The organism is Streptomyces sp. 142MFCol3.1 (genome assembly GCF_000424945.1).
Classification (GTDB): domain Bacteria; phylum Actinomycetota; class Actinomycetes; order Streptomycetales; family Streptomycetaceae; genus Streptomyces; species Streptomyces siamensis.
The window spans coordinates 63560-87097 of the sequence record NZ_AUKV01000035.1 but is presented as its reverse complement, the minus strand read 5'-3'; the positions used below and the strand labels follow the sequence as shown (position 1 = coordinate 87097).

The 23538-nt window shown below is 68.4% G+C and carries 21 protein-coding genes and 3 pseudogenes; 10 read left to right on the top strand and 14 right to left on the bottom strand.

Annotated elements, in window-relative coordinates:
* Positions 1–91: 91 nt before the first annotated feature.
* The 3 genes from H305_RS0136715 to H305_RS0136705 are packed head-to-tail and all read right to left on the bottom strand — an operon-like array spanning position 92 to position 1726.
* Entirely contained in the window at positions 92–943 is an 852-nt protein-coding gene (locus tag H305_RS0136715; RefSeq protein WP_028804839.1) for a helix-turn-helix domain-containing protein, read from the bottom strand.
* Between the two features lie 23 nt (positions 944–966).
* Positions 967–1494: a DUF6879 family protein gene (locus tag H305_RS0136710; protein WP_028804838.1), complete on the bottom strand. Its 528-nt coding sequence runs from the start codon at positions 1492–1494 to the stop codon at positions 967–969.
* Positions 1466–1726, bottom strand: a complete 261-nt coding sequence (locus H305_RS0136705) for a hypothetical protein (protein WP_028804837.1) — start codon at positions 1724–1726, stop codon at positions 1466–1468. Before H305_RS0136705 ends, H305_RS0136710 begins: the two co-directional genes overlap by 29 nt.
* Positions 1727–2142: 416 nt before the next feature.
* Between H305_RS0136705 and H305_RS0136700 the strand changes: the two genes are divergently transcribed.
* From H305_RS0136700 to H305_RS48145, 3 genes are all read left to right on the top strand, one after another.
* Complete coding sequence (locus H305_RS0136700; protein ID WP_028804836.1) at positions 2143–2352, top strand: hypothetical protein; 210 nt, start codon at positions 2143–2145, stop codon at positions 2350–2352.
* Between the two features lie 36 nt (positions 2353–2388).
* The gene (locus H305_RS56195) at positions 2389–3030 is read left to right on the top strand and encodes a DUF6083 domain-containing protein (protein ID WP_324608132.1); all 642 of its coding nucleotides are present in this window, start codon (positions 2389–2391) and stop codon (positions 3028–3030) included.
* A 151-nt stretch (positions 3031–3181) separates the two neighbouring features.
* Positions 3182–3622, top strand: a complete 441-nt coding sequence (locus tag H305_RS48145; RefSeq protein WP_037766506.1) for a DUF6188 family protein — start codon at positions 3182–3184, stop codon at positions 3620–3622.
* A gap of 341 nt (positions 3623–3963) precedes the next feature.
* On the opposite strand, the gene H305_RS48140 is transcribed toward H305_RS48145, so the two are convergent.
* The 4 genes from H305_RS48140 to H305_RS0136675 all read right to left on the bottom strand — a co-directional run bounded on the left by H305_RS48140 (position 3964) and on the right by H305_RS0136675 (position 7144).
* Positions 3964–4554, bottom strand: a complete 591-nt coding sequence (locus H305_RS48140) for a hypothetical protein (protein ID WP_051371379.1) — start codon at positions 4552–4554, stop codon at positions 3964–3966.
* 4 nt (positions 4555–4558) lie between these two features.
* Positions 4559–5875: a DUF7224 domain-containing protein gene (locus H305_RS0136685; RefSeq protein WP_158690648.1), complete on the bottom strand. Its 1317-nt coding sequence runs from the start codon at positions 5873–5875 to the stop codon at positions 4559–4561.
* Positions 5866–6612, bottom strand: coding sequence for an ABC transporter ATP-binding protein (locus H305_RS0136680; protein ID WP_028804834.1), 747 nt, complete (start codon positions 6610–6612; stop codon positions 5866–5868). The genes H305_RS0136685 and H305_RS0136680 overlap by 10 nt, the downstream gene beginning before the upstream one ends.
* 73 nt (positions 6613–6685) lie before the next feature.
* Positions 6686–7144 (bottom strand): hypothetical protein, encoded by a 459-nt coding sequence (locus H305_RS0136675; protein ID WP_158690647.1) that lies wholly within the window; start codon positions 7142–7144, stop codon positions 6686–6688.
* Between the two features lie 292 nt (positions 7145–7436).
* Here H305_RS0136675 and H305_RS0136670 point away from each other — a divergent pair, with 292 nt between their 5' ends.
* On the top strand, positions 7437–7598 hold the full coding sequence (locus H305_RS0136670; RefSeq protein WP_158690646.1) for a hypothetical protein: 162 nt from the start codon (positions 7437–7439) through the stop codon (positions 7596–7598).
* Positions 7599–7957: 359 nt separating this feature from the next.
* Positions 7958–8766, top strand: a protein-coding gene (locus H305_RS0136660) for an IS5 family transposase (protein ID WP_107440179.1) whose coding sequence is annotated in 2 segments (ribosomal slippage) — positions 7958–8306 and positions 8306–8766 — 810 coding nt in all. Because the reading frame shifts where the segments join, the coding sequence is not laid out codon by codon here.
* A gap of 197 nt (positions 8767–8963) precedes the next feature.
* Here H305_RS0136660 and H305_RS0136655 read toward each other — a convergent pair.
* Together H305_RS0136655 and H305_RS0136650 are read right to left on the bottom strand one after the other, a co-directional pair.
* Positions 8964–9374 carry a hypothetical protein gene (locus tag H305_RS0136655; RefSeq protein WP_037766503.1) on the bottom strand — a complete coding sequence of 137 codons (411 nt, stop codon included), beginning with the start codon at positions 9372–9374 and terminating at the stop codon, positions 8964–8966.
* 360 nt (positions 9375–9734) lie between these two features.
* Positions 9735–12587: a helix-turn-helix transcriptional regulator gene (locus tag H305_RS0136650; protein WP_028804828.1), complete on the bottom strand. Its 2853-nt coding sequence runs from the start codon at positions 12585–12587 to the stop codon at positions 9735–9737.
* Positions 12588–12742: 155 nt separating this feature from the next.
* On the opposite strand from H305_RS0136650, the gene H305_RS0136645 reads away from it, so the two are divergent.
* On the top strand, positions 12743–14257 hold the full coding sequence (locus H305_RS0136645) for a 4-hydroxyphenylacetate 3-hydroxylase family protein (RefSeq protein ID WP_028804827.1): 1515 nt from the start codon (positions 12743–12745) through the stop codon (positions 14255–14257).
* 20 nt (positions 14258–14277) lie between these two features.
* Here H305_RS0136645 and H305_RS0136640 read toward each other — a convergent pair whose 3' ends face one another.
* The 4 genes from H305_RS0136640 to H305_RS48135 all read right to left on the bottom strand — a co-directional run bounded on the left by H305_RS0136640 (position 14278) and on the right by H305_RS48135 (position 19649).
* Positions 14278–16494: a LuxR C-terminal-related transcriptional regulator gene (locus tag H305_RS0136640; protein WP_028804826.1), complete on the bottom strand. Its 2217-nt coding sequence runs from the start codon at positions 16492–16494 to the stop codon at positions 14278–14280.
* Between the two features lie 134 nt (positions 16495–16628).
* Positions 16629–17117 (bottom strand): flavin reductase family protein, encoded by a 489-nt coding sequence (locus tag H305_RS0136635; RefSeq protein ID WP_028804825.1) that lies wholly within the window; start codon positions 17115–17117, stop codon positions 16629–16631.
* A 257-nt stretch (positions 17118–17374) separates the two neighbouring features.
* Positions 17375–18244 carry a dioxygenase gene (locus tag H305_RS0136630; protein WP_028804824.1) on the bottom strand — a complete coding sequence of 290 codons (870 nt, stop codon included), beginning with the start codon at positions 18242–18244 and terminating at the stop codon, positions 17375–17377.
* Positions 18237–19649, bottom strand: coding sequence for a maleylacetate reductase (locus tag H305_RS48135; RefSeq protein WP_234021376.1), 1413 nt, complete (start codon positions 19647–19649; stop codon positions 18237–18239). Before H305_RS48135 ends, H305_RS0136630 begins: the two co-directional genes overlap by 8 nt.
* A 109-nt stretch (positions 19650–19758) precedes the next feature.
* Between H305_RS48135 and H305_RS48130 the strand changes: the two are divergent.
* Both H305_RS48130 and H305_RS48125 read left to right on the top strand, forming a co-directional pair.
* Positions 19759–20514, top strand: a pseudogene (locus tag H305_RS48130) (CoA transferase subunit A).
* Positions 20514–20961 (top strand): annotated as a pseudogene (locus H305_RS48125) (CoA-transferase); the annotation flags it as partial. The pseudogenes H305_RS48130 and H305_RS48125, both read left to right, overlap by 1 nt.
* A gap of 184 nt (positions 20962–21145) precedes the next feature.
* Here H305_RS48125 and H305_RS53670 read toward each other — a convergent pair.
* The gene (locus tag H305_RS53670) at positions 21146–21283 is read right to left on the bottom strand and encodes a hypothetical protein (protein ID WP_158690645.1); all 138 of its coding nucleotides are present in this window, start codon (positions 21281–21283) and stop codon (positions 21146–21148) included.
* A gap of 454 nt (positions 21284–21737) precedes the next feature.
* Here H305_RS53670 and H305_RS0136605 point away from each other — a divergent pair, with 454 nt between their 5' ends.
* Complete coding sequence (locus H305_RS0136605; protein WP_028804823.1) at positions 21738–22331, top strand: malonic semialdehyde reductase; 594 nt, start codon at positions 21738–21740, stop codon at positions 22329–22331.
* Positions 22332–22567: 236 nt separating this feature from the next.
* A pseudogene (locus H305_RS48120) lies at positions 22568–22980 on the top strand (ATP-binding protein); the annotation flags it as partial.
* Positions 22981–23538: the final 558 nt, after the last annotated feature.

Genomic DNA, 23538 nt, shown 5'->3' with positions numbered 1-23538 from the left:
CGTCCCCTTCCCGCACCGCCTGCACAGTCCGGACACTGTTCGCCGCACCCTGCCGCTCAGAGGGAGAAGGGGGCTCTTCGTCGTGCCAGGATCAGTGCAGGGCGTCGATGGCCTTCACGATCAGGGCGCGGGCGTCGGCGCCGTGCACGGCCATACCCTGCAACCGTTCGAACGCGTCCGTGTACAGGGCGATCTCGCTGGGCTGGGTGACGGTCACCCGCGCTGCGAGGAGTTCCACCGATACGAGGCTGTCGTCGTACATGTGGAACGTCTCCACAGGCCACATGGGCCTAGCCTGGGCCGACATGGGGATCACGCCGAGGGACACGGCCGGCAGTGCGCCGGCAGTGAGCAGGTAGCCGAGTTGGGCGGCCATCGCTTCGGCGTCGGCGACCTGGTGGTGCAGTGCAGCCTCCTCCACCACGAGGAGGAAGCGGCGTCCTGGTTCGTGGAGGATCCGGGAGCGGTCCAGGCGCGCGGCAACGGCCTCTGCGACGTCGTTGGGGATGTCGCGGAACTCGGTGATGCGGGACAGCAGCCCCCTCGCATACCCCTCAGTCTGCAGGAGGCCCGGCACGAGGGTGGGTGAGTAGACGCGGAAGAGTCGGGTTGACTTGAACAGGGGCACGTAGCTTTTCTGCAGCTGCTTGAGTCCGGTGCGCAGTCTGCGGCGCCATTCCACGTACATGGACTCGGCGTTGCGGGAGGCGGCGATGATGTCCGGCGCCTGGTCGGCTGCTCCGCAGGCCTCGCACCATCGGCGGATGTCGTCTGCCGACGGGGGCGTGCGTGCGCCCTCGATCCGGTAGGTCTTGGGGTGACTCCAGCCGCAGCGTGCGGCCAGCTCAGGCCCCGTGATCCCGGCATCGGCACGGAGTTCCCGCAAGCGCCCGGCGACTGCTTCGCGGGCAGCCTGGGCCGAGGAGGACGGAGACAGGGGCATGAGCTGGTCTGGTCACCTTCGCGCTAGCTGATCTTGTAGTTCTCGTGGGGGATCGCGCGCGCCCACACCGCTTCAAAGGCGTCGGCACACAGCTTCACCGCGGCCGGATCGTCGCTCATCTCCCCGCCCGCCGAGGCCCCGTCGCCGGTGAAATGGTTCCAGCGGACGAGGCGGTCATCGATCAGCCAGAAGTCGTTGCCGGGCAGCGCGATATCGGATGCCTGGCGGCGTGGCAGCCACCGCACCTGCTCGCCCGCCGCGACGTTGGTGAAGGTGCCCGAGTACTCGTAGCGGATGTACTCGCTGACCGGTTCGGAGACGATGCGAGCGCGGCGCACCACGACGTGGCGGGCCACCGTCGCCGCGATGAGATCGAGCCAGGGACGCCACCAGGAAGCGCGGTCGGCCACATCGTGGCGGAAGCCGCCCCGCCACTGGGCGAACGGGCCCTTCTCGTAGTCAACGGCGTAGGAGTCGCGCATCTCCAGGTGGACGGCCGAGTGCGTTGCCGACCTGAGAAGCTCAGCGAACGTCGGGACGCTCGAGGGCATCGCATGCCTCCCTGATCATGGGTGTCATCCGGGCCGGAATCCGGATCACTGCCTCGTGCTCCGGGATCCCCCTGGCATGTCCGGGGATCTCGAACTCCGCACACGCCGCCTCGAGTTGCAGGCTCGGCTTCCAACCCTGGAGCACAAGCTCTTCCTTCTCCCGGTCAACCCACACGGTGGGACTCTCGCCGTCTCCGGTGTTGGGGTCGATCCCGATGAACTGTAGGTCCACGGCCGCCTCCGGCGTTCGTCGTGTTCAGGGATGTACACCACCATCCTGTGCCAGATACAGCAGTTCAAGGGCGTAAACCAGTCGCGTGTACATCGGTGCACATTGCTGGAAGTGCCGCACACCGCGCTCGTAGCGTCGTGCTCAGCGGCAGCCCACTCTTCTGCCCGTGCACACGCCGCGCACCGTCTGGGCTGGCCCACGCCGGCGAAGGAAACACGGATGAAGACGACCATGAGCCCACCCGTCACGCTCGCCATGCCCATCGACGCGCCCCCGCCGGCGCCGGACTGCGGCGTCTGCAGTGCCCTGGCCCGACAGCGGGCCCAAGCCATCACGGCCGGGGACCCGTCTCGTGCGACAGACTGCAGCATCGAGATCCACAACCATCCCCACCCCAAGCGCCGCGGCGGTGCGTCATGACCGGCACCCGGTGGGAATGGCAGGACAACGGCAGTTCGTCCGGCCGCATGCAGCGGGTCGCCAGCACCGGCACGTACCACCGCATCCAGACCGCGTACCGCGCCTATATCGACCACGCCACCACATGCGACGACTGCGGACACGGAGACAAGCGCTGCGCGGAGGCGGACCAACTGTGGAGGGCGTACCGCACCGCCCGCACCTAGCACCTGACCGGCGACGACCTGCTGCTGCGGCGGTTCATGGACATTGCCGCCGAGGCCCTTCGCGATGTTCGCCCTCCTCGATCCGATTCCGAGGTGGCGGTCCGGATTTTCGACCCGGGCCGGGCTACCGGGCGCTGCTGCCAGAACGGCGGCTCCCCCGACGTCGACCACTTCCTCACTCTCCTGCAGGCCTGTGCAGGTGGGTTCGGCCGGGGTGTGCGGTCCGAGGCGTTGTCGTGTCCAGACCGCCTGCTCGGCCGCTGCTGGTGTGCCACGTGGTTCCGGGCTCCACCTGGGTCGCCACGTCTGCCGCGGTCTGTCTCCGGGGGCGCAGGGTTCCCGTCCGGTTGCCGGCGTGTGCCTGGCCGGGTGGGGTCGCAGGCTCGCGGTATGGGGGCTTTCGAGGGGGAACGGCGTTTAGGCGCCGGGCAGTTCACGTGCCCGTTCTGTGGGTTGCCGCAGGAGCGGGTGATGACGTTGGAGCACGACCCGGTCCTGTTGGAGCCGGATATCACGGTGGAGGCGCATCTGGTGCCGGCCGAGCATCGGTGGATCGCTGTGTCGGACGGCAGGGTGACAGTGTATGGGGTGTGTCCGGTGGATGGGGCGCAGCGGTGCCGACGAAGCTCTGAAGTACCGACCAATCGCGCTCTGAGCCGCGTGTGCCCTCACGGATGAGTAGCGGCCCCGTTTGGGAATGGGTCTTGGCCCCACCTGCGCGCGAGGCAGGGGTTGACCACCCGTGATTGGCGCCACCCGGGGGCAGCGGTGAGACTTGCCAGGCGGATCTGAGTGGCGTTGCCGGAATGCGGCAGTGCATCGTGCGGGGGTGCATGAATCCGTCTTCGCCGAGCATGAAGACCGGTGGATCTTGGGTCTTCGGCATCTGGCCGTCACCAAGATCAATGTCGACTACCAGTTGTCGCTTCTGCTGGGGTCGGAGTGCTGGGTTGTCCTGGAGGGCTCATGCTTGCTTTCTCAAGGGCCGGCTGGCAGCGAGGCTCCGCAGCATGTGTTGGATCCGGGGCGGCAGGATGTCGCGGCGGCTCTGGCCCTGTTCGGCGCGAAGATCGTGTCGGCAGTAGCCTTCAAGACGGGTTCGCTGCGGCTGGTCTTCGACACTGGACAGCAGCTGACTTGCAGGGCAGACCCGTCGTTTGAAGCCTGGCAGGTGACGGCGCCGGGCGGCTGGCGGTTCGTGTCGTTGCCGGGAAGAGAGCTTGCGGTGTGGTCCGACGCCACGGGGACGGGAAGAAACGAAGACGGTTAGCCTGCCGGCTGCTGAGCGCGTTCGCCCGATCTCTCCGCCTGACGCGTGGCAGGGCGTTGGCGGCGATCAGCTGCGGCTCGCGGGGTACGTCCGGCTGTCCGCCGGGGGCAGCTCGACGGGTTCGGACGGCGACGGCCCTCACGAAGGCGCAACCGAGCAGTGCGACGGCGGTCCGGGCGCCTGCCGATACGGGCACAGGCGCCCACTGCGCTGGGGTATCGGGCGGCTGCGGGGACGGCCCCGGTGGAGTCGGTGATGCTCTTTCTTGCTCCGGCCGCCCGACGGGTGGCCGGAGCAAGAAAGAAGTCCGCAAGGACCGTGACGACATGCTCCGGTGCGACTCAGCTCGCGTCGCGGAGCATCGGGGCGGCCGGGGCCGAGGCTGTGCCGAGGGCCAGCATCACGGTGGCTGTGAGTGCGGCGGGCAGGTGGTCCGGGGGCATGAGGATGACCGACCACGGCTGGGGCTGACCGTTGCCGCCCGAGTTGCCGATGAGCATCATCGTGATCACCCAGGCGGCGGGAGTGATGGCGGCCGCCTGGTAACCGGCCACCCGCCGGGCACACAGCATCAGCCCGGCCAAGAACGCGGTATTGCGGCCGGCCGTGTTCGCGGTCGGGGCGTCGAGGAGCACAGTGACGGTGTAGGCCACGGCCACCGTGGCCAGGACGGTGATCAGGATCAGTGCCTGGTCGAAGCGGGGAACGGGACGGCTGCCCGAGGCCTCGGCGGCGGGCAGCCTGCTGCTGAGGCAGAGCGCGAGCCCCATGCAGGCCAGGAGCGGGGCGAACAGAACCAGGGGCCGGGCGGCGCCGCTGCCCAGGGAAGGCAGGTCGACCAGCGTGTCCCCGGCCGCCGCGGTCAGTGCGGCGTACGCCACGACAGCGGCCGTGAGGACCGGGATCTGTCGCGTTCTCAGCCACAGGTGCATCGGATCACCCCCGCGTCCTGGCGACGGCCGGCATGGTCTCCGGAGCGGGTTTGCAGTGCTGCAGCAGTGTGACGTTGCGCGTGAACCACGACAACTGCTCGGCGGACGACCGCTTGGTCTCCCTGTCCACCACGGACATCACCTGGGGGTCGGCGGCCAGCTTCTGACTGTACTGACCCTGGATCTCGTCGGCGTCCATACCGGCCTTGACCATGAGCCAGGCCGCGAGCGTGCCCGCATGGCCGGTGCGGGTGTCGGAGGTGGTGGGGCACGGCGGGATCGTCGGCAGCGCCGACGCCGCGATGCTCGCTCTCACATCGATGTCGCTCATGTCCCGCTGGAGGAACAGACGCCAGGTCCGCGCATCGATGTCGGCCGCTTCGGAGACGAAGGCGAGTTCCTGCGGCGGTTCCAGGCCCGCGTCGACGAGGCGCGGCACGATCTCCTTGGCGGTGGCGGCCAGTTGATCCAGGCTGCCGGACGCCTCCAGGGGGACGCAGATCCTGGGGGCCTCGCCGGTGCACACGGGCGGGTCGGTGCGGGCGCGCAGCGGCGGGTCGCCGTTCCAGTCGCGTACGGGCAGGATGGCGGCGACGGTGAACACGCTCAGGCAGACCAGGGACGCGGCGGCCGCGGCTGCGACGCGCACGGCGCGGGTGCGACGCCACCGGGCGATCTCCGCGCTGGCCAGGACGGCCGCCAAAAAGCCTGTGGCCAGCACCATCGGTACGACGAGCGCCACCGGGTTCATGGTGGTGGTGACGTCCCCGTAGGGGGCGGCGAGCCATCCGGTCAGTTCCCGCAGCCACATCGGGTCGACGACCGTGACGGGCATCACCAGGCACAGGTAGTCGACCACGAGGATCAGGGGCGTGGCCAGGATCCGCGGCAGCACCATGCCGAGTCCGTAGCCCAGGACTGTGTGGGCGGTGATGAGGTATCCGGCCATGGCCAGCACGCCCAGGTGGGGCCAGTCATGTGCGGCGCCGGTCTCCAGGCGTACGGTCAGCAGGCACATCATGACCCCGGCCACGCCGAGGAGCGCCACGGGCCACAGCGTGCCGATCGCGATGGTGTATCTGCCGCGCACGGCCGCCAGTCGGTGGACGCCCGCCCTCCTCATGCGCCCGGCCTCCCAGGCCGCGAAGGCCGCGCAGGCGGGGGCGTAGAAGGGGAGAGTGTGTCCGACGAGAGCGGTGTTGCCGGCCCAGTAGGCCGGCTCGTTCGCCGCCTCGTGGCTGGTGACCAGCCACACCCAGGCGAGGACCAAAGGAGCGATCCAGATGACGCTGGTGGTGCGCAGTGCCGTTGTTATACGCACGCCGCCTCCTCCTGGACGGTGGCGTAGTAGGCGGCCTCCGCGAGGCGGCCCGGCGCGGTGCCGGAGGGGGCCAGGGCGAGGAAGTCGCGTACCGCACCGGCGTAGCGGATGACGCCGCCGTTGAGGACGACGACGTGGTCGTAGGTGTCCTCCAGATCCGCGACGTCGTGGGTGGAGAGCAGCACGTGCTGGTCGAGGCCGCCGAGGATCTCGTGGAAGACGCGTCGCTGGCGCGGGTCCATGCCGACGGTCGGCTCGTCGAGCAGGAGGACTTCGGCCTCGTGCACCAGTGACTGGGCGACGCCGACCCGGCGCTGCTGCCCGCCGGACATCCGGCGCACCTTCTGGCCGGCCATGTCGGCGAGTTCGACACGCTCGAGGGCTTTGAGAGAGGCGTCCCAGGCGTCCCGGCGGTTCATGCCTTTCAGCCAGCCGACGTAGGCCACTTGTTCGCGGGCGGTGAGCCGGGGAACCGATTCGATCTGCTGGGGCAGCCACGCGATGCGCCGGCGGTACTCGGCCAGGTCGCCACGCCGGTCAGGCCTGCGCCTGCCGTAGGCGACGGTGCCGGCCTGCGGCCGTTGCACGGAGGCGGCCAGGGACAGGACCGTCGACTTGCCGGCGCCGTTGGGGCCGAGGAACACGGTCCGGCCGGGCGGGAAGGCGAAGGTGAAGTCTCGGATGACCGGACTGCGGCGGCGATAGCCGAACGCGGCCGAGTGGAAGCCGATGGGCATGGTGTGGGCTCTCTGAACGATGGGGGGGGTGAAAGCCCGCACCGGTTCGGTGCGGGCCCTGAGCTGCCTCAGATCACCACATGTGCACGCGGGTGACGCTCAGCGTCGGTCCGCTGCCGGAACCGTTCGTACTCCCGTTCACCGACTCGATCTGGAAGAAGAGGTCATCGCCCTTCCTCCCGGTCCACTCTCCGTGGGACTGGCCTCCGTCAAAGCAGGCGGTGAAGGTCTTGGTCTCCCAGTATTCGTTCGGAGTGGTGTAGTTGTAGTTGATCAGCTGAACCGACGTCGACTCGTCGACGTACCCGTGATCCGGGGTTCTGCAGTCGTAGAAGTCGATGATCGTCGGGGCTGTCCCGATGTCGGTCTTGCTGGACTGGAAGCCGGGCCGCACGCCCGAGAGGTAGCTGTCGATGGCCTGTACGGAGATCCCCTCTTGCTTGCCCCCGACGGCATCCTCGGCGGACGCGGCTGGTGCGGCGACGAGCGGTAGCAGGGCGGCGCATGCCACAACCGCCGCAGTCTTAGTCATACTGAGAGAAGAACGCACGGATCACTCCTGGTGTGAGGCGTTCGCGAGGCCGCCCGGAGGGGACGCCAAGCTTCACGTGTGGTTCAGACCACGCGGAAGATCATCTCCTTGAACGTGATCCTTCTGTGATCAACTCCCGGCCATGCAGGCGCATTTGTGCAGTTCCTCGACAGGGATGTGCTGATCGAGTGCCGAGCGCGAAGCTGCTCTGCGCCAGCCCTCCACCATCAACATCAAGTACTCCGAGGTCGACGCCTTCTACTCCGACGTGCGCTTCGACTACGCCGGCCCTGTGGCAGGCAAACACCAGGGCACCGTGTTCACCCAGGTCCGCGTCGAGCTCGTGATGAGCCAGAAGGACCCCCGCCAACGAACGCTAGTCCTCGACCTCGCGTACACCCGCGAACCCAAACCCGAACCCGACGAAGACGAGGACCAGGACGAGGAGTTCTGACGGCGGCCCGCGGCGGGGTGGATGATGCAGTCGTCCGCGCAGTGGGGATGAGCTGCCCGCCATGCGGCCACCGAGAGCACGAACGAAGCGCCAAGAAGGGGAACTGACACCACATCATGATGTTCCTCGCCAGCCTGCCTTCATCGAAATTTCCAGTGTTGATGCCGTGGTTCATCGCTTGTCCGCTGTTCTCCAGAAGCCGCCGGAAGGCGCGGAGCGGTACAGGTCGGCCCGCGACGAGGGTGTCCCACCAGGTGGCGTAGCGGCGGTCTCCGCGCAGTCCCTGGTCGCAAGGCGAGGTGTCACGCCTTGACGATCATCTAAGACGTCATCTCATTTGGCTGGGTAGGCTGCCCGTCATGGTGGGGATCGTTGAACGGCTGGTGCCGGACGAGTTGTGGGAGCTGTTCCAGCGTGTGGTTCCGGAGGCACCGTCGCGGCCTCAGGGCGGTGGCCGGCGTCGGCACGGCGACCGGGAAGTTCTGGCCGCGATCGTCTTCGTGGCGACGTCGGGCTGCACGTGGCAGCAGCTGCCGACCGCATCGTTCGGTCCCTCCGGCGCAACGGCTCACCGGCGCTTCACCGAGTGGACGAAGGCCAGAGTGTGGGCCAAGCTCCACCGCCTGGTCCTCGACGAACTCGGTTCCTGCGGCAAGTTGGACTGGTCCCGGTGCGCGATCGACTCGGTGAACATGCGGGCCCAGAAAAGGGGGAGCTGACAGGTCCGAATCCTGTGGACCGGGGCAAGTACGGGTCAAAGATCCACTTGATCACTGAGCGGACCGGCCTGCCCCTGTCCATCGGTATCTCGGGCGCCAACACCCACGACAGCCAGGCACTGATCCCGCTGGCGAAGGGCATACCGCCGATCCGCTCCCGCCGAGGACGTCGGCGGCGCAGACCCCACAAACTCCACGCCGACAAGGGCTACGACTACAACCACCTGCGGCGATGGTTATCCGGCCGAGGCATCCGGCATCGCATCGCCCGCAAGGGCGTCGAGTCCTGGCAACGACTCGGCCGCCACCGCTGGACCGTCGAACGCACTATGGCTTGGCTCGCCGGGTGCCGGCGCCTGCACCGCCGCTACGAACGCAAAGCCGACCACTTCCTCGCCTTCACCAGCATCGCCTGCACCCTGATCTGCTACCGCAGACTCACCAAATGAGACGACCTCTTACGGCTCCCCTGCCCAGTGACCACTTGGTGACCCCGACCACCCGTGCTACCTGGACCTGTCCCGGGCTCCGGTACCCGGAACCGACCTTGCCGTCTACAGTCGCCGCACCGGCGGGGCACTTGACATCCATGGCTGACATCAATAGCGACAGACACCAGCAACGCCCGGCGGTCGTAGACGTCAGCTCAAGCCTGGTGGGTGAGTGTCTGTGTCTGCTGGGTGTCATGGCGAACTGCAAAGCAGAGGAACTGGGCGCTGACACCCAGTAGGTACACGGCAGTCGTGGTCGTACCGACCAGCCCCCACAAGAGGGGCCCTGAGCAGCACCGTGTCAGCAGCAGGCTGACCAGCGCGGCGCAAGCCGCCATGGGCAGATGGAAGGCCGCCCAGATCCGCGTGTCGGCGTGGGCGGACGAGTCCGGCGTCATGGGGGCAGTTCCGTGGGCGGCAGCGGCCAACGCGACGAAGGCGAGCGTCGCGCCGGCAAGGAGCGCCAGGACTTCAGCTGCCCCTGGGGCGCCCTGTTCGGACGACGTCACCGCGGTGGCGGTCCACAGTGCCAGTGTGTATCCGTGCGGGGCCGCGCTCGCGGTCACAACAGCCCGGAGTTGGCCACGGTATTTGCGCTCGCTGCTGGCAGGAGCGCCGAGCCCGACCGCTCCGGGCTGCGCTTGACTATCGGTCGGCGACATGGGCGACGGCCTTGCCACGCCAGTGCTCCTTTCGAGCGCGCCTCGTACGCGGCGCGGGTGTGCGCGAGCGGCACGACTCGGTCGCTGAAGCGTCCGATTGTGATCAACTCACTGATGGAGTCGAGTGAGTCGTGGTCCGGCGGGGCGAATGAGGGTGCCGTGCCGGAGGCCACGGCGTTGCATCCAGCATCACGAACGATGCCGGAGCCGTGCGTCACCCATTCAAGGGATCATTGCCGCCGTGCCTCGCGGTGGGTGCACCGCTCAGTCGGCCGCGTCGGCGCTGGTGCCCCGCTCGATTGCCAGCCGGGTCAGCTCGACCCGCGAGTTGATGCCGAGCTTGGTGAAGATGTGCTTCATGTGGGTGTTGACGGTGTGCACGGACACGTAGAGCCGGTCGGCGATGGCCCGGTTGGTGAGGCCCTGAACGACGAGCGGGATCAGTTTCTGCTCGGATTCGGTCAGGTTTCCCAACCCCTGGGGGCTGGCCGTGTGGTTCCGCACGGGGGCGGTGCGCACGCCGAGCTGGCGCAGGCGCCGCCGGATCCGTTCTTGATCGCGCCTGGCTCCTGAGGCCGACGCCAGCTGACCCGCTTCTTCGAAGTACGGGATCGCCGGCGTCGTATCGGCCGATGCCGCCATGAGCTCGCCAAGGTCCTCACACGCCGCCGCCAGGGCCAACGGCCTGCCGGTGTTCCGGTAGCCGGTGATGGCGGACACCAGCGCACGCGGGTCGCGGTCGAGCAGGCCGTCCACGTGGGCGCGGACCGCCCCGATGATCTGCCGGCTCTCGTCCTGTGCAGTCAGGCTGTGCAGTGCGCCGGACACGGCCTGTGCGACCGAAGGGTCCTCGTCCCCGAGCGCGATGCGCACGATCCTGGGCCAGTGGGACAGAGGTACCGCAAGCAGCCGCGTCGGCTCACGGCTTGCGAAGCTTTCCGTGAGTGCCGCAGCCGCCTCGCCGTCTTCGCCCTCCGCGTCCGCCAGACCGGCGCGCGCCAGAGACACCCAAGGACCGTACCGCTGCGTTTTCGTGCCGGAACCGGTTTCCGCGGCGCGGAGGTGGTCCCTGGCCTTGGCGAGGTCACCGCGTCTGATCTCCACCAATGCCAGCACGGAGCGGGCCTGCGGATTCGGCAGAGTGATCTCGAGCTCGTCCGCCACCATCAGACTGGCCTCGGCCTCCACGGCCGCGTCGTCCAGCGCTCCCTGTTCGAGTAGTGCGCACGCACGGGCGGCATGCCAGTGGGGAAGTGACCAGCCGAGGCCCAGCGCCTCCGCTTCGCGCTGTCCCTCCCGCAGAATCCGCTCGGTGTCCGCGAGCCGGTCGGTGCTGGTCAGCACGGTGGCCAGCCACAGCGCCGGAATCCGCGGGGGCCGCAGGTAGAGCGCGGCGGACTGGGCGCCGGCGCGTCGGGTGGCCTCCTCGGCAAGCTCGAGGGCGCGGGCCAGGTGCCCGCGGTAGAAGAATGTCTGCGACTGGAACACCATGGCGCTGACGACGACAGCCGGATCGTGGCTCTGGTAGGCGGCCTCGACCAGGCCGGTGTCGGTCTGCTCGGCAGCGGTGATGTCCCCGAGGTACACGTGGCCCGTCGCCTTGGTCTTCAGCAGCCGGACGCGCACGTGGGGCGGCAGCGCGGGAAGGTCCAGGGCCTGCTCGAGGTGTGTCATCGCGGCGGCGTCGTCGCCCGCGGCCTGGTGGATCTCGGCGGCCACCAGGCGCAGGTATGCCTCCTGCAGTGGCTCAAGACCTTCCGGCAGAGTGGCGTCGACCAGGTCGAGCGCCTCGTGAACCCGGCGGGTCCGGCCGAGGTACTTGGCGGCGTCGGTCAGCAGGGAGATGCGACGCCGGTCCTGTGGGGGCAGCAGTCCGGCGACCCGCTGAGCCAAGTCAGCAGCCGCGTCGGGGGCCGACGAGGACAGTTCCCGTACGGCGGTGGACAGCGTGGTCACGGCATCGTCGTCGACCGGGCCGCCCGACATGACGACGTGCCAGGCCACCTCGGCCGATCGCGCACCGATGACACGCAGACTGTCGGCTGCCTCCCGGTGCAGAGCGGTCCGTACGGCCAGAGGCAGGTTCTCGTGGACGGCCTGCCGTATGAGGTCGTGACGGAAGGCGAGTCGCGGGCCGTCGGCCGAGAGCAGACCGGCGCTCAGGGCGGCCTCGACGCCGGCCAGCAGGCTGCCGACATGCCTGCCGAGCATTCGGGCGGCCGTGCCGAGGTCGAATTCGCGACCGAGGACCGACCCGATCTGGAGCAGGCGCACGGCGTCTTCCGGGAGCCGGTCCAGACGTCCGGCGATACTCCGCCGGAAAGTGATGGGGATGCCGTCGTGCAGGAGGCTCGCCTCGCCCGCCTCCATTTTGACGGCATCCGTGTCGGCGAAAGCGCGCACCAGTTCAATCGCCAGGAAGGGATTACCCCCGACGCCTCGCAGGAGCCTGGCCAGACCGGGTGACGGGCTCGCCCCGAGGACATCGGCCGCGATGTACTGCAGCTCCTGCTGTGGCAGGGGGCCGAGGGTCAGCCATCGGGCTCCGAGGCGTTCGAGGTCCTCCCGCACCCTGGCCACGGTCGGTCGCTCGGTGTCCGACCGGACCGCCAGGACCCACAGGACCCGCGAGGCGGCCAGTCGTCCAGGCAGGGTGCGGAGCACGAAGAGCGTGGCCGGATCCGCCCACTGCGCGTCGTCCACAAGCACGGCCACCGGGGCGCGCTGAGCCCGGTCCTCCAGAGCGTCCGTGATGCTGTCCAGCAGCCATAGCCGCTGGTCGTCGGTGGCTGCGGCGGCTCGGTTGGAACCGTCGGAGGACTGCAACGCGGACAGCAGTGCGGCTCCTGCCGCGTACTGGTCGAGCACATCGGCCCGTATCGACACCACATCGAACCCGAACCGCCGCGCCATCCCGTCCAGCTCCGCGAGCAACCGGCTCTTGCCGACTCCGGACGCGCCTTCCACGACGACACAGGCGCTCCGTCCGCCACGAATCGCGTCCAGGGCCTCACGGACAACCGCGATCTCGCGGTCCCGTCCCCGCAGGCGCAGCCCGGTCACGGCCTGGTTCCCACGCCCACCGGCCTGGTCGTCGGCCGGGTCTGTGCTGCTCATGGGGGAAGCATGGCGCACGGCCGCATCCGCCCTCAACGTCGCTCCCCCGGAGATCGCCGCTTTCACCCGGGTGATTGCCGGTTGTGCGCCGTCGTCTCACCCCGGCCCGACGCATGCTCCGTGCCATCCGGATTGCCCCTGGAGAGGAGCACAACGTGCGTACAGGCAAGGAATACCTGGCAGCACTGAACGACGGCCGCACGGTGTGGGTGGGCGACGAACTCGTCGACAACGTGGCCACGCACCCCAAGACCCGGGCGTACGCCCGGAGCCTCGCGGACTTCTACGACCTGCACCACCGCCCGGACCTCCAGGACGTCATGACGTTCGTGGACGAGGACGGCGTCCGGCGGTCCATGACGTGGTTCCAGCACCGCTCCAAGGAGGACCTGAAGCGCAAGCGGCGCTACATGGAGACGGTCCTGCGGGAAACGGGTGGCGGGGCGACCCCGCGCACCCCTGATGTCAACAACTACGTCCTGCTGACCTACGTCGACGACCCGGAGCCCTGGAGCAGCCAGGCCGTCGGCACCGACGGGAGGGACCTGACCAAGGGGATCCTCGACTTCTGGAACCTGGTGCGCGAGGGCGACCTCAACACGACGCCCGCGTTCGTCGACCCGCAGACGGACCGCTCACGCGATTCCGCCCAGGCCGAGTCCCCCGCCCTGCAGGTGGTCGGCACCTCGGACGACGGCATCACCGTGCGGGGCGTGAAGGCGATCGGCACCGGTGCGGCCTTCGGTGACTGGATCCACATCGGCGTCTTCTACCGCCCCGGCATTCTGCCGGAGCAGATCATCTTCGGGGCGGTGAAGCCCAACACCCCCGGCGTCACCATCATCTGCCGCGAGAGCAACGTCCGGGACGCGGAGGAGGTTGAGCACCCGCTCGCCTCCCGGGGTGACGAGTTGGACAGCGTCATCGTGTTCGAGGACGTGTTCATCCCCTGGAACCAGGTGTTCCACATCGGTAACCCCAAGCACGCGTCGCTGTACCCGCAACGCGTCTTCGACTGGCTGCACTACCAGGCCCTGGTCCGGCAGATGGTGCGCGCCGAGCTGATGCTCGGTCTGGCCCTGCTGGTCACCGAGCACATCGGCACCTACCAGCTGCCGCCGGTCCAGACCCGGATCTCCCGGTTCGCCGGCTTCCACCAGACGCTCAAGGCACATGTGATCGCTTCCGAAGAGGAAGGATTCCACACTCCCGGCGGCCTCTATAAGCCGAACGTCCTGATGTTCGATTTCGGGCGGGCGTACTACCTCGAGAACGTCGCCGAGATGGCCCACGAGATCGTCGACCTGGCCGGTCGTGCCTCGCTCATCTTCCCGACCGAGGGGCAGTGGCAGCGGCCCGAACTGCGGCCGTGGCTGGAGGCGCTGCAGACCGGACCGGTCGGCAGGCCGCATGACCGGCTGAAGATCAGCCGCGTGATCCGCGACCTGTTCCTGTCCGACTGGGGCGACCGCATCAGCACCTTCGAGAACTTCAACGGAACGCCCCTGCTGGCCATCCGCACACTCACCATGAAGCGCGCCGAGATGTCCCCGAGCGGCATCATGGCGGACCTCGCGCGCAAGGTCTGCGGCATCGAGAAGGTGGAGGAGGAGAAGGAGACCGCGTACACGGCTCAGGCGGACTACGCCCGACGCCAGGACGCCAAGTAAGCAGAATTCGAGGGCCCGGGTCAGAGCACACCGCGCTCCCGGGCCCTTGCGACCGCTGCGCTCCTGTCGTGCGCGTCGAGTTTGCGGAAGATGGCCCGTACCTGTGTCTTGACCGTGTTGTGGGACACATAGAGCTCGGAGGCGATCTCCCGCAGCGTCAGCGGTCCGCACAGGGCACGGAGCACTCGGTGCTCCCCCAGCGACAGGTCCTGGGGACCGGGGGCGGCAGGCGTCACGACCGTGTCCTCGCCGACTCGGCCGAGCAGATCCGTCAGTGCCCCTGGCGACTCGCACCGGGCCGCCGCCCGCTCGGCCGCCTCGCGGGCCTCCCGGGCCGCGTCCGTGTTGTGTCGCGCATTCTCCAGCCGCGCCCGCATGACGTGGCACAGGGCGCGTACTTGGGGTTCGCTTCCGGCCCGGGTCGAGCCCGCCAGCACCGCTTCCGCGTCGGCCAGAGCCCGTTCGGCCCCATCGATGTCTCCCTCTTCGAGGAGTAGGCCGGCCCGGCCGATGTAGGCGGACATGGCGACGAAGTGCCCGCCCAGACCGGCCGTCGCGGCCGCCTGGAGGGCCTCGTCACTCAGAACGCGCGCCTGCTCGTGCCGTCCGGCCAGCAGCGCGCACACCGCCCGCAAACCCAGCGCGCGGACGAGCACCAAACCGTGCCCGGCGGCGTGTGCGTCACGGGTCGCCTCGCCGAGCAGCGCCTCTGCCTCCCCGTAACGGCGGGTCCACAGCAGAGCGGTACCCCGGGCCGTACAGGCCAGGGCACGCCAGGAAGTCAACGGCATGGTGCCGGCAACGGCGGATTCGCCGAGACGGTCGGCGGTCAGCACCTCGCCCTTCAGATAGCAGGCAACGGCCTGAGCGACGGCTACCGCATCGGACACCGTGCTGCCTTCGCCGACCGTCTCCGGTCCCGTGTGCCTGAGCTGGGCCACATCCAGCCAGCGCCGGGCTGTTTCCGGGGCTCCCCCCGACAGGGCTGCCATTGCCGCCACAACGCACAATCTCCCGTCGGCGGCGACCATGCGGGGCGGCAAGAGGTCCAGCCAATGCGAGACCTCCGCACTACGGCCTGCCGAGACCGCCTCCTCCCAACCGTCGAGGACCGACGCGACGGCCGCGGGCTCATCGCCGCCCCGCACCCAGTGCCGTACGGCCGCGGTCGTCTCCCTCCGCCGGGCGTACCACTGAGCAGCCGACCGGTGCAGGGACACGACAGTGTCCGGCCCTTGGGACATCAGAGCGTCGGACAGCAGCGAAGACAGTGCTCGGTGATGCCGGTACGCCGACGGATCGGCGGCGGGCACGAGCAGTTGCACGGTCCGCGCGAGTTCACGCAGCACCACGCCTGCCTGCTCCCCGGCGAGGGCTTGGCACGGTCCGGCACTCAGCTCGTCGAGGACACTGGTCCGCAGCAGGAACTCGCGCTGCTCGGTGGTGAGCCGGTAGAGGACCTCGCCGGCCAGGTACTCGGAGACCGCTTGCCTGCCGAGGGCCAACTCCCTTTCCATATCGGACTCGTTCACGGAGCGGGCGAGGGCGCGCCCCATGATGCACAGCCCAGCCGCCCATCCCTCGGTGGCCTCATACAGCGCGCTCGACGTCTCCGCGCTCGGAGCGGATCCGAGCAGACCGGTGAGCACGGCCTGTGCTTCCTCAGGGGTGAAGGCCAGGTCGTGCTGGTCGAGTTCGGCAACCAGACCTCGGGCGCGCAGAGCCGGCAGCGGACTTCCGAGGAGGTGCCGGGTCGACACGATGATGCGGAATCCGTGGGGAAGCCTTGCCAGGAAGTCCCCCAGGCTGCGGACCGCGTCGACGTCCGTGATGGATTCCAATCCGTCGAGGATCAGCGTGAGCGGCCTCTGGGCGCCCAGTCCGCTCACCAGACTCGGCAGGATCTCCTCGAGCCACGCATCGACCGTCCACCCGTCGTCGTCGAGGCGGGCGGGCAGATCCGGCAGTACCTGGTGCAGCGCCCGCAGGATGCAGGACCAGAGCCGGCCCGGGGCGTTGTCGTAGGCGTCCAGGCTGAGCCATGCGCACTCTCCACGAGCCACCAGGCGGCGCGACCACTCGGTCAGGAGCACCGTCTTGCCGGCGCCGGCCGACGCGGAGAGCACCACGACGGGCTCGGTCGCCGCGTCAAGCCGGCGCAGCAGACGGGGGCGGCTCAGAAGATGCGGGGGCTGGGTCGCAGGATGCAGCTTGAATGCCGCAACGGAGCTGGTCATCACACTTTCCGTGGGGTCGTCGAAACGAGCGGAGCCCCCGGCGTCCACAGCTCGCCTCGCAGGAGCCGGACATCGGGGGCGGTGGCCGGCCGGTCACGGGCCAGGCGGCCTGGTTCGGACCGCTGCCGCCAGGCCTAGTGCGCAGCCCTGAGCGTGCCGAAGCCGCCCGCGAAGTGGAGCAGCGGTCGGCAGTTTGCCTTGTGTGCCCACTGGCGGGCGTCACCCACGAAGATGGTGTGATCGCCACCGGGGAGCGCCTCGGCGACGTCGCACACGACAGCCGCGATGGCGTCCTTCAACACCGGCACGCCGTGGTCGTCGAAGGTCTCGACGCCCGCGAACTTGTCCGCTTTGGAAACGGCGAAGTTCCGCGCCAGGTGCTCGCTGTCCTCGCCTAGGACATTGACGGCGAAGCGGCCGTGTTCCGCGATCGCGGTCCGCGTGTACAGGTGGTTGCCGATGCAGACGAGCAGCTGGAGCGGGTCCAGGGAGAGGGCGGACACGGCACTCGCCGTCATGCCGATGGGCGTGCTTCCGGAGCACGTGGTGATCACGCTGACACCCGTGGCGAGCCGGCTCATCGTGGCTCGGAAATCGACGGTCATGTCAAGGGTTTCAGTCATCGCAGGACCTCCGTGAAAGTCGGGAAGGGCGTCAACCTTTGTTGCGCAGGGCGCTGGATGAACTCACCGTCCTGCTGGTTGCGTTGGCGGACTTGATCGTTCGAGCCGGGTGGGAAGGCAGGCGGCAGCCCTGTGACGTACGCGAGGTCGGCGCGCGGTGGCCGGATCGTGCTTCGCCGAGTTCCGGGTCAAGTCGCGCGCCGCCCCTCGTTCATGGCGTGCAGACGGCCGACTGCTTACGCGGCGGGGGTGACGCTTCAGTCCGCGGGGAGGAGTTCGAGGACGAAGGTGTGGCGCAGCACCGTGTACGGCTGGTCGGTCGGCCCGCGCCTGGGCCCGGAGTCGGCCGCGTACGTGTCATAGGACGCGACCAGCGAGTCCTTGACCCCGAACACCGGATCCGCATCCAGATACGGGTCGTCCGAAGGGAACAGCATGGTGGTCACGCGCTGGAATCCCGGAGCCTCGATCAGCAGGTGCACATGGGCGGGCCGCATGAGCGACCGGCCGGTCGCGCCCATGAGCTCGCCGACCGGGCCGTCACCGGGTATCGGGTAGCTGGATGGGCGGATGGAACGGAAGCTGAAGTGTCCCGTCTCCTCGGTCCGGAACAGCGCACGCATGGCCGGGTCGACCCGGCCGGGCACATCCACGTCGTAGTGGCCCTCCGCGTCGCTGTGCCACACGTCCACCGCCGCGCCGGCCACTGGCGCTCCCTCACGGTCGACGACTCGTCCCTCGAAGAACAGCGGGGTACCGGGCAATCCTCCAGAGATGTCGGCGGCGTCGGGAGGCTGCGGCCTGTCGTCCCTGAAGAAGGGGCCGAGGACGCTGTTCTGTGTGGCTTCGGCAGGGCGTCGATTGCTCAGGGCGTCGACGAGCATGGTGACACCGAGCACGTCGGACAGCAGGATGAACTCCTGGCGCGTCGGGGTGCACATCTGCCCGGTGCGAGTCAGGAAGTCCACTCCCCGGGCCCACTCCTCCTCGGTCAGTTCCACGTCACGGACGAAGGCGTGGACGTGCCGCACCAGCGATTCCATGATCTCCGCGAGGCGGGAGTCCTTGGTGTCCCGCATGGTCGAGATCACGGCCTCGGTGATGGTGTCGCTGGTTAGATCACGCATGGCGTGCTCCCGTTGTGGTCGAGGCTTCGATGACGGAGTCGGATCGAGGATCTTCGTTGCCCGGTGAGGCCGACGGCGCTTCCCCGGCCCAGGCGCGGGTCAGCAGGGCGCGGACAGCGATCCGGTCCACTGGTCGCGGATTCCAGTAGCCGTCCCTCATGACGAGTTCGGCCGCCTGCTCGATCCCCGATTCCGGCATGCCGAGGTCCCGCAGCGCCCGGGGGGCGCCGAGCCTCCCGGCGAAGTCGAAGAGACCGCTCGCGGCCTCGTCCCCCCGCAGCGCCTGCGCGATGCGCGCCATGGCCTCCGGGGCCGCCGGCCCGTTGTGGGCGACCACGTGCGGCAGGACAACGGCGTGGGTTTCTGCGTGTGGAAGCCCGAACGTGCCGCCCAGCACATGGCACACCTTGTGATGCAGGGCCATGCCCACCGTGCCGAGGCACGTGCCCGCCAGCCACGCCCCGTACAACGCATCCGCCCGCGCCGCCACGTCGTCCGGACGCCGCGCGACGACCGGAAGGGATCGGATGAGGGAGTCGAGTGCTTCACCGGCCATCAGGAAGGCGACCGGGTCCCGGTCCTGTGCATAGAGGGCCTCGACGGCATGCGCCATGGCGTTGATGCCGCTGACCACCGATGTCGCCACGGGAAGTGTGAGCGTCAGGTCGACGTCGTACACCACCGTGTTGAGCATCACTTCCGGCAGCCGTCGGGTCGTCTTCCTGCGGCCTTCGGTCTCGCCGAGGATCGGCGTCATCTCCGAGCCCGCGTAGGTGGTGGGTAGCGCCAGCTGCCGAAGGCCGGTCCGTACGGCGATGGCCTTGCCGAGGCCGATGGTCGATCCACCGCCGAGGGCGAGCACGGAGTCAGCTCCCACGGTTCTGGCATACGCGACCGCCTTCTCCGTGACGTCGACCGGGGTGTGCGCAGCCGCTTCGGTGAAAGTTCCCGCTGCTGCGCCACCCAGCAGGTCGCGCATCTGGGCGGCCTGCTCCACTTGACCAGGGGTGCACAGGATGAGCACCCGGCGGCATCCGAGAGCATCGGCTTCTTGCGGAATGCGGCTGCGCGTTCCGCTGCCGAAGACGACCTTGGTGATCTGTCCCCGGTGCACGAATGTCTTCATGAGAATTTCCTCGGTCCTACCACTCCTGTATTCATGGAGGGAAGCGTCGACACTCGGATGATGTGCGTCAATAAGATCTGTGAGTGATAACGCGGATCGGCGCGGGAATACCCTTTTCGCGCGACGTGCACCGAACCAGCGGCCTGTGGATCGGATGCGATATCCCTCATCTGCGGGATGCCGATGGATGCCCAGGCGTTGCAGCGTGGAAGCACGTGTCTGACGGGTGGGACGCGACGCGAGGAGGCGGGCGGGTCTGCGGCAAATCCGCTCCCGCAATTCCCACGACGTCCGCAACGATAATGGAGAGCCCGGCCGAATTCTTGATGTTGCGTTGCGAAAACAGCGTCCGATGGGTCCACATCGGCGAGAGGCAGAATAAAGGAAGATGGATGAGGTGGTCGCCACGGCTTTGGAGGCTGTTTCGGATGTGCCGGAGGGTACGTCGGCGGCGGTGGGCGGGTTCGGGTTGAGCGGTGTGCCGAATGTGCTGATCCAGGCCCTGTTCGAGCACGGGGTGTCGGGGCTCGGCGTGGTCTCGAACAACTGCGGGGCGATGGAGTCGGGCCTGGCCGTGCTGCTCGGGGCCGGGCGGATCGCCCGGGTGACGGGGTCGTACATCGGCGCGAACAAGGAGTTCGCCCGGCAGTATCTGGCCGGTGAGCTGGAGGTCGAGATGATCCCTCAGAGCACGCTCGCCGAAAGGCTGCGAGCCGGCGGCGCCGGAATCCCCGCCTTCTACACCCCGGCCGGGGTGGGTACGCAGGTCGCCGACGGCGGGCTGCCCTGGCGCTAAGACGGCTCGGACGGCGTGGCGCTGGCCTCGCCGCCGAAGGAGGTCCGCGAGTTCGACGGCACCCAGTACGTGCTGGAGCGCGGCATCCGCACCGACTTCGCGCTGGTGCGGGCCGCGAAGGGCGACCGGCACGGCAACCTCGTCTTCAGCAAGTCCACCCGCGACTTCAACCCGCTGGCCGCCATGGCGGGCAAGGTCACGATCTCCGAGGTCGAGGAGCTCGTCGAGCCGGGCGACATCGACCCTGACGCGGTGCACCTGCCGGGCATCTCCATACAGCAGGTGGTGGCCCTCACCCCCGAGCAGGCGGCGGACAAGAAGATCGAGCAGCGGACGGTGAGCAGCTGATGGCATGGACGCGGGAAGAGATGGCCGTACGGGCGGCACGCGAGCCGAGGGACGGCCAATACGTCAATCTCGGCATCGGGCTGCCCACCTTGATCCCCAACCACCTTCCCCCCGGGCGTCGAGGTGATCCTCCAATCGGAGAACGGCATCCTGCGCACCGGCCCGTATCCGACCAAGGACGAAGTCGACCCGGACCTGATCAACGCGGGCAAGGAGACGGTGACGGTCCTGCCCGGCGCTTCCTTCTTCGGCTCCTCGCTCTCCTTCGGCATGATCCGCGGCGGGCACATCGACGCCGCCGTGCTCGGCGCGATGCAGGTCTCCGCGAGCGGGGACCTGGCCAACTGGGCCGTCCCCGGCAAGATGATCACCGGGATAGGAGACGCCATGGACCTCGTCCACGGCGCGCGCACCGTCATCGTCGCTCAACCCGCAAGGCGGCGCGATCGCGCTCGGCCACTCGAGGCGCGTCCGGCGCTCGCCTCGCCGGCTCCGCCGTCCACCAACTCGCTCGCAAAGGCACGGAGTCGGCGTTGCCGCCCTGTGCATCGCGTCGGCCAGGGCCTCGCCCTGATTCTCGAGCGCTGACACGAATTCGCCGGCACCGGCGTCGGTCCCGGCGGCGGCAGCTCTACACCGCCTCCAGGGCGGTGAACTGCTCGGCGAACACGTCGCCAGCCGGCGAGTGGAGAAGAAAGGCGTCCACGCCGCGCACGCCCTCTTCCTCCACGCCGACGAGTTCACGGCATCCGTCCACGTGGCGACGCACGCCCGGAAGACATGCCTTGCCAGCGGACGGGACGGACTCATCCAAGCCATCCCACCGCCCCGCTCGTCCAGCCCACCGCATCCACTCCGACATCACGCCGCACCACCCTGTGCTGCTCGCCCCGGACGATCAGGTGAAGGGCCATCAGCCTTAGGGATCGCGGGGTTCATCCAGACCGCTTTCTTTGTGGCACGCTCCGGTTGGCCATCCAGCAGCAAGGATCGCTCGAATAGGCGATGCCCCTGGCCGGCGCCTGCCCGAAGCTGGTCGCGATGCCAGCGGACCGCAGGGCGCGGCCGCGTCGACGCCGGATTTTCGAAGCCGTCGCTCCAGGCGGCGTCCCCGTCGATCGCGCCCGAGTCGCAGGCGCACCAACACCGCCGTGAATCGGCCGGGCGTCAGCGCCCGACTCTTTCGCGCACACCATCCACCATTGCCGAAATAGGGATGCGTCATGTCTCTCGCACTCCACCCCGCCGCCCAGGACCTTCTGTTCCGAGAGGCCCGGACAGCCAATACCTTCACCGATGAGCCGGTGACGGACGAACAGATGAGGGCCATCTACGACCTCGTCAAGTACGGCCCCACCTCGATGAACCAGCAGCCGCTGCGGATCGTCCTGGTCCGCTCCGACGACGCGCGGCAGCGGCTGGTGCCGCATCTCGCCGAGGGCAACCAGAAGAAGACCGCCACCGCCCCGCTGGTCGCGATCCTCGCCGCGGACAACGAGTTCCATGAGGAGTTGCCGACCCAGTTTCCGCACTTCCCGCAGGCCAAGGACCTGCTCTTCGCCGAACGCGTGGTACGGGAGAGGTCCGCTGCGCTCAATGCAGCGTTGCAGGTCGGTTACTTCATCGTCGGCGTCCGCGCCGCTGGTCTGGCGGCCGGCCCGATGACGGGATTCGACGCCGAGGGGATCGACAAGGAATTCTTCGGTGACGGCGAGCACTCCGTACTGGTCGTGGTCAACATCGGCACACCCGGAGATGCCGCCTGGTTCTCGCGCAGCCCGCGCCTGGCCTACGACGAGGTCGTCACCACTGTGTGACACCGGGCGCGCATCTGTGGCATCCGACTGCGGGCCCTGGATGACGTGTTCGCCTATGCCGCGGCCGAGGACGTCACCTTGCGGATCAACGGGATGGCGGCAGCAGCAGGACATTCCGCCGAACGACCTGGTGCCCGTTCGTACCCTCCCTCGCAGAGCCTAAGACGTCATCTCATTTGGCTGGGTAGGCTGCCCGTCATGGTGGGGATCGTTGAGCGGCTGGTGCCAGACGAGTTGTGTGCTTGATCGGTGACTTCGGCACCGGCAAGTCTCATCTGCTGATCGGCCTCGGTTTCGGCCGCCGCGATGTCCGGCTTCCGGGTCCGCTACGCGCTCGCCGCAAAGCTCGTCAACGAACTCGTCGAAGCCGCCGACGAAAAGCAGCTGATCAAGACGATCGCCCGCTACGGGCCAGGTTTTGACCGAGAGGGAGGAGAAGAACAGTGTGGCCATCGCCTCGAACGAATCGTTCGGGGGCTGGACCAAGACGTTCACCGACCCAAGGCTCTGCGCGGCCATCGTCGACCGACTCACCTTCAACGGCACCATCATCGAGACCGGCACCGAGTCCTACCGCCTCGCCCAGACCACGGCCAGGCAGCAGCAGACGAAGAAGTGGCCCCGAGGCCGGCTGGCCGGTGGAATCTAATCTCTGCTGCCTCGGGCCTGGCGGTCCAGGAACTCAATCAGCCGTGTTTCCGAACGTTCAAGCCTCTCCCGTTGTTCGCGGGGAAGCGAAGCGAGGGCGTCGATCAGGACCCGATTTCGGGGGACGTGCACGATGTTGCCGGAGTAGATCCGGCAACTGGAACACCAGGCGAGTCCGATGCACCGCTCGAACATGGAGGACTCGGGCGGATGGAATCGGTACTGGTACGAGCGGACGGGCATTCCGCAGGCGGCACAGATCCGACGGTCCCCGTCGGCGACCGTGTCCCAGGTCCCGACCTTGCGCCAATGCTGCCGCCCGCCCGGTGCTCTTCAAGTCGTCATGCCCGGCATTCTCTCCCACAGGGAGTCGCTCGGCACAGCCGTCCCGGCGAGACAAAAACGCGTGCCCCGCTACCTGCTGATTCGTGATCGGCATGGCCCTCCCCTATCCCCGCAGCAGAACTGACGCGCCGATCATGTACGACTCCACTGACATGACGACGCTCAGGTGTGCCAGACCCTCGCGGCCAGCACTTCCACCACAGGCCCCCATGGG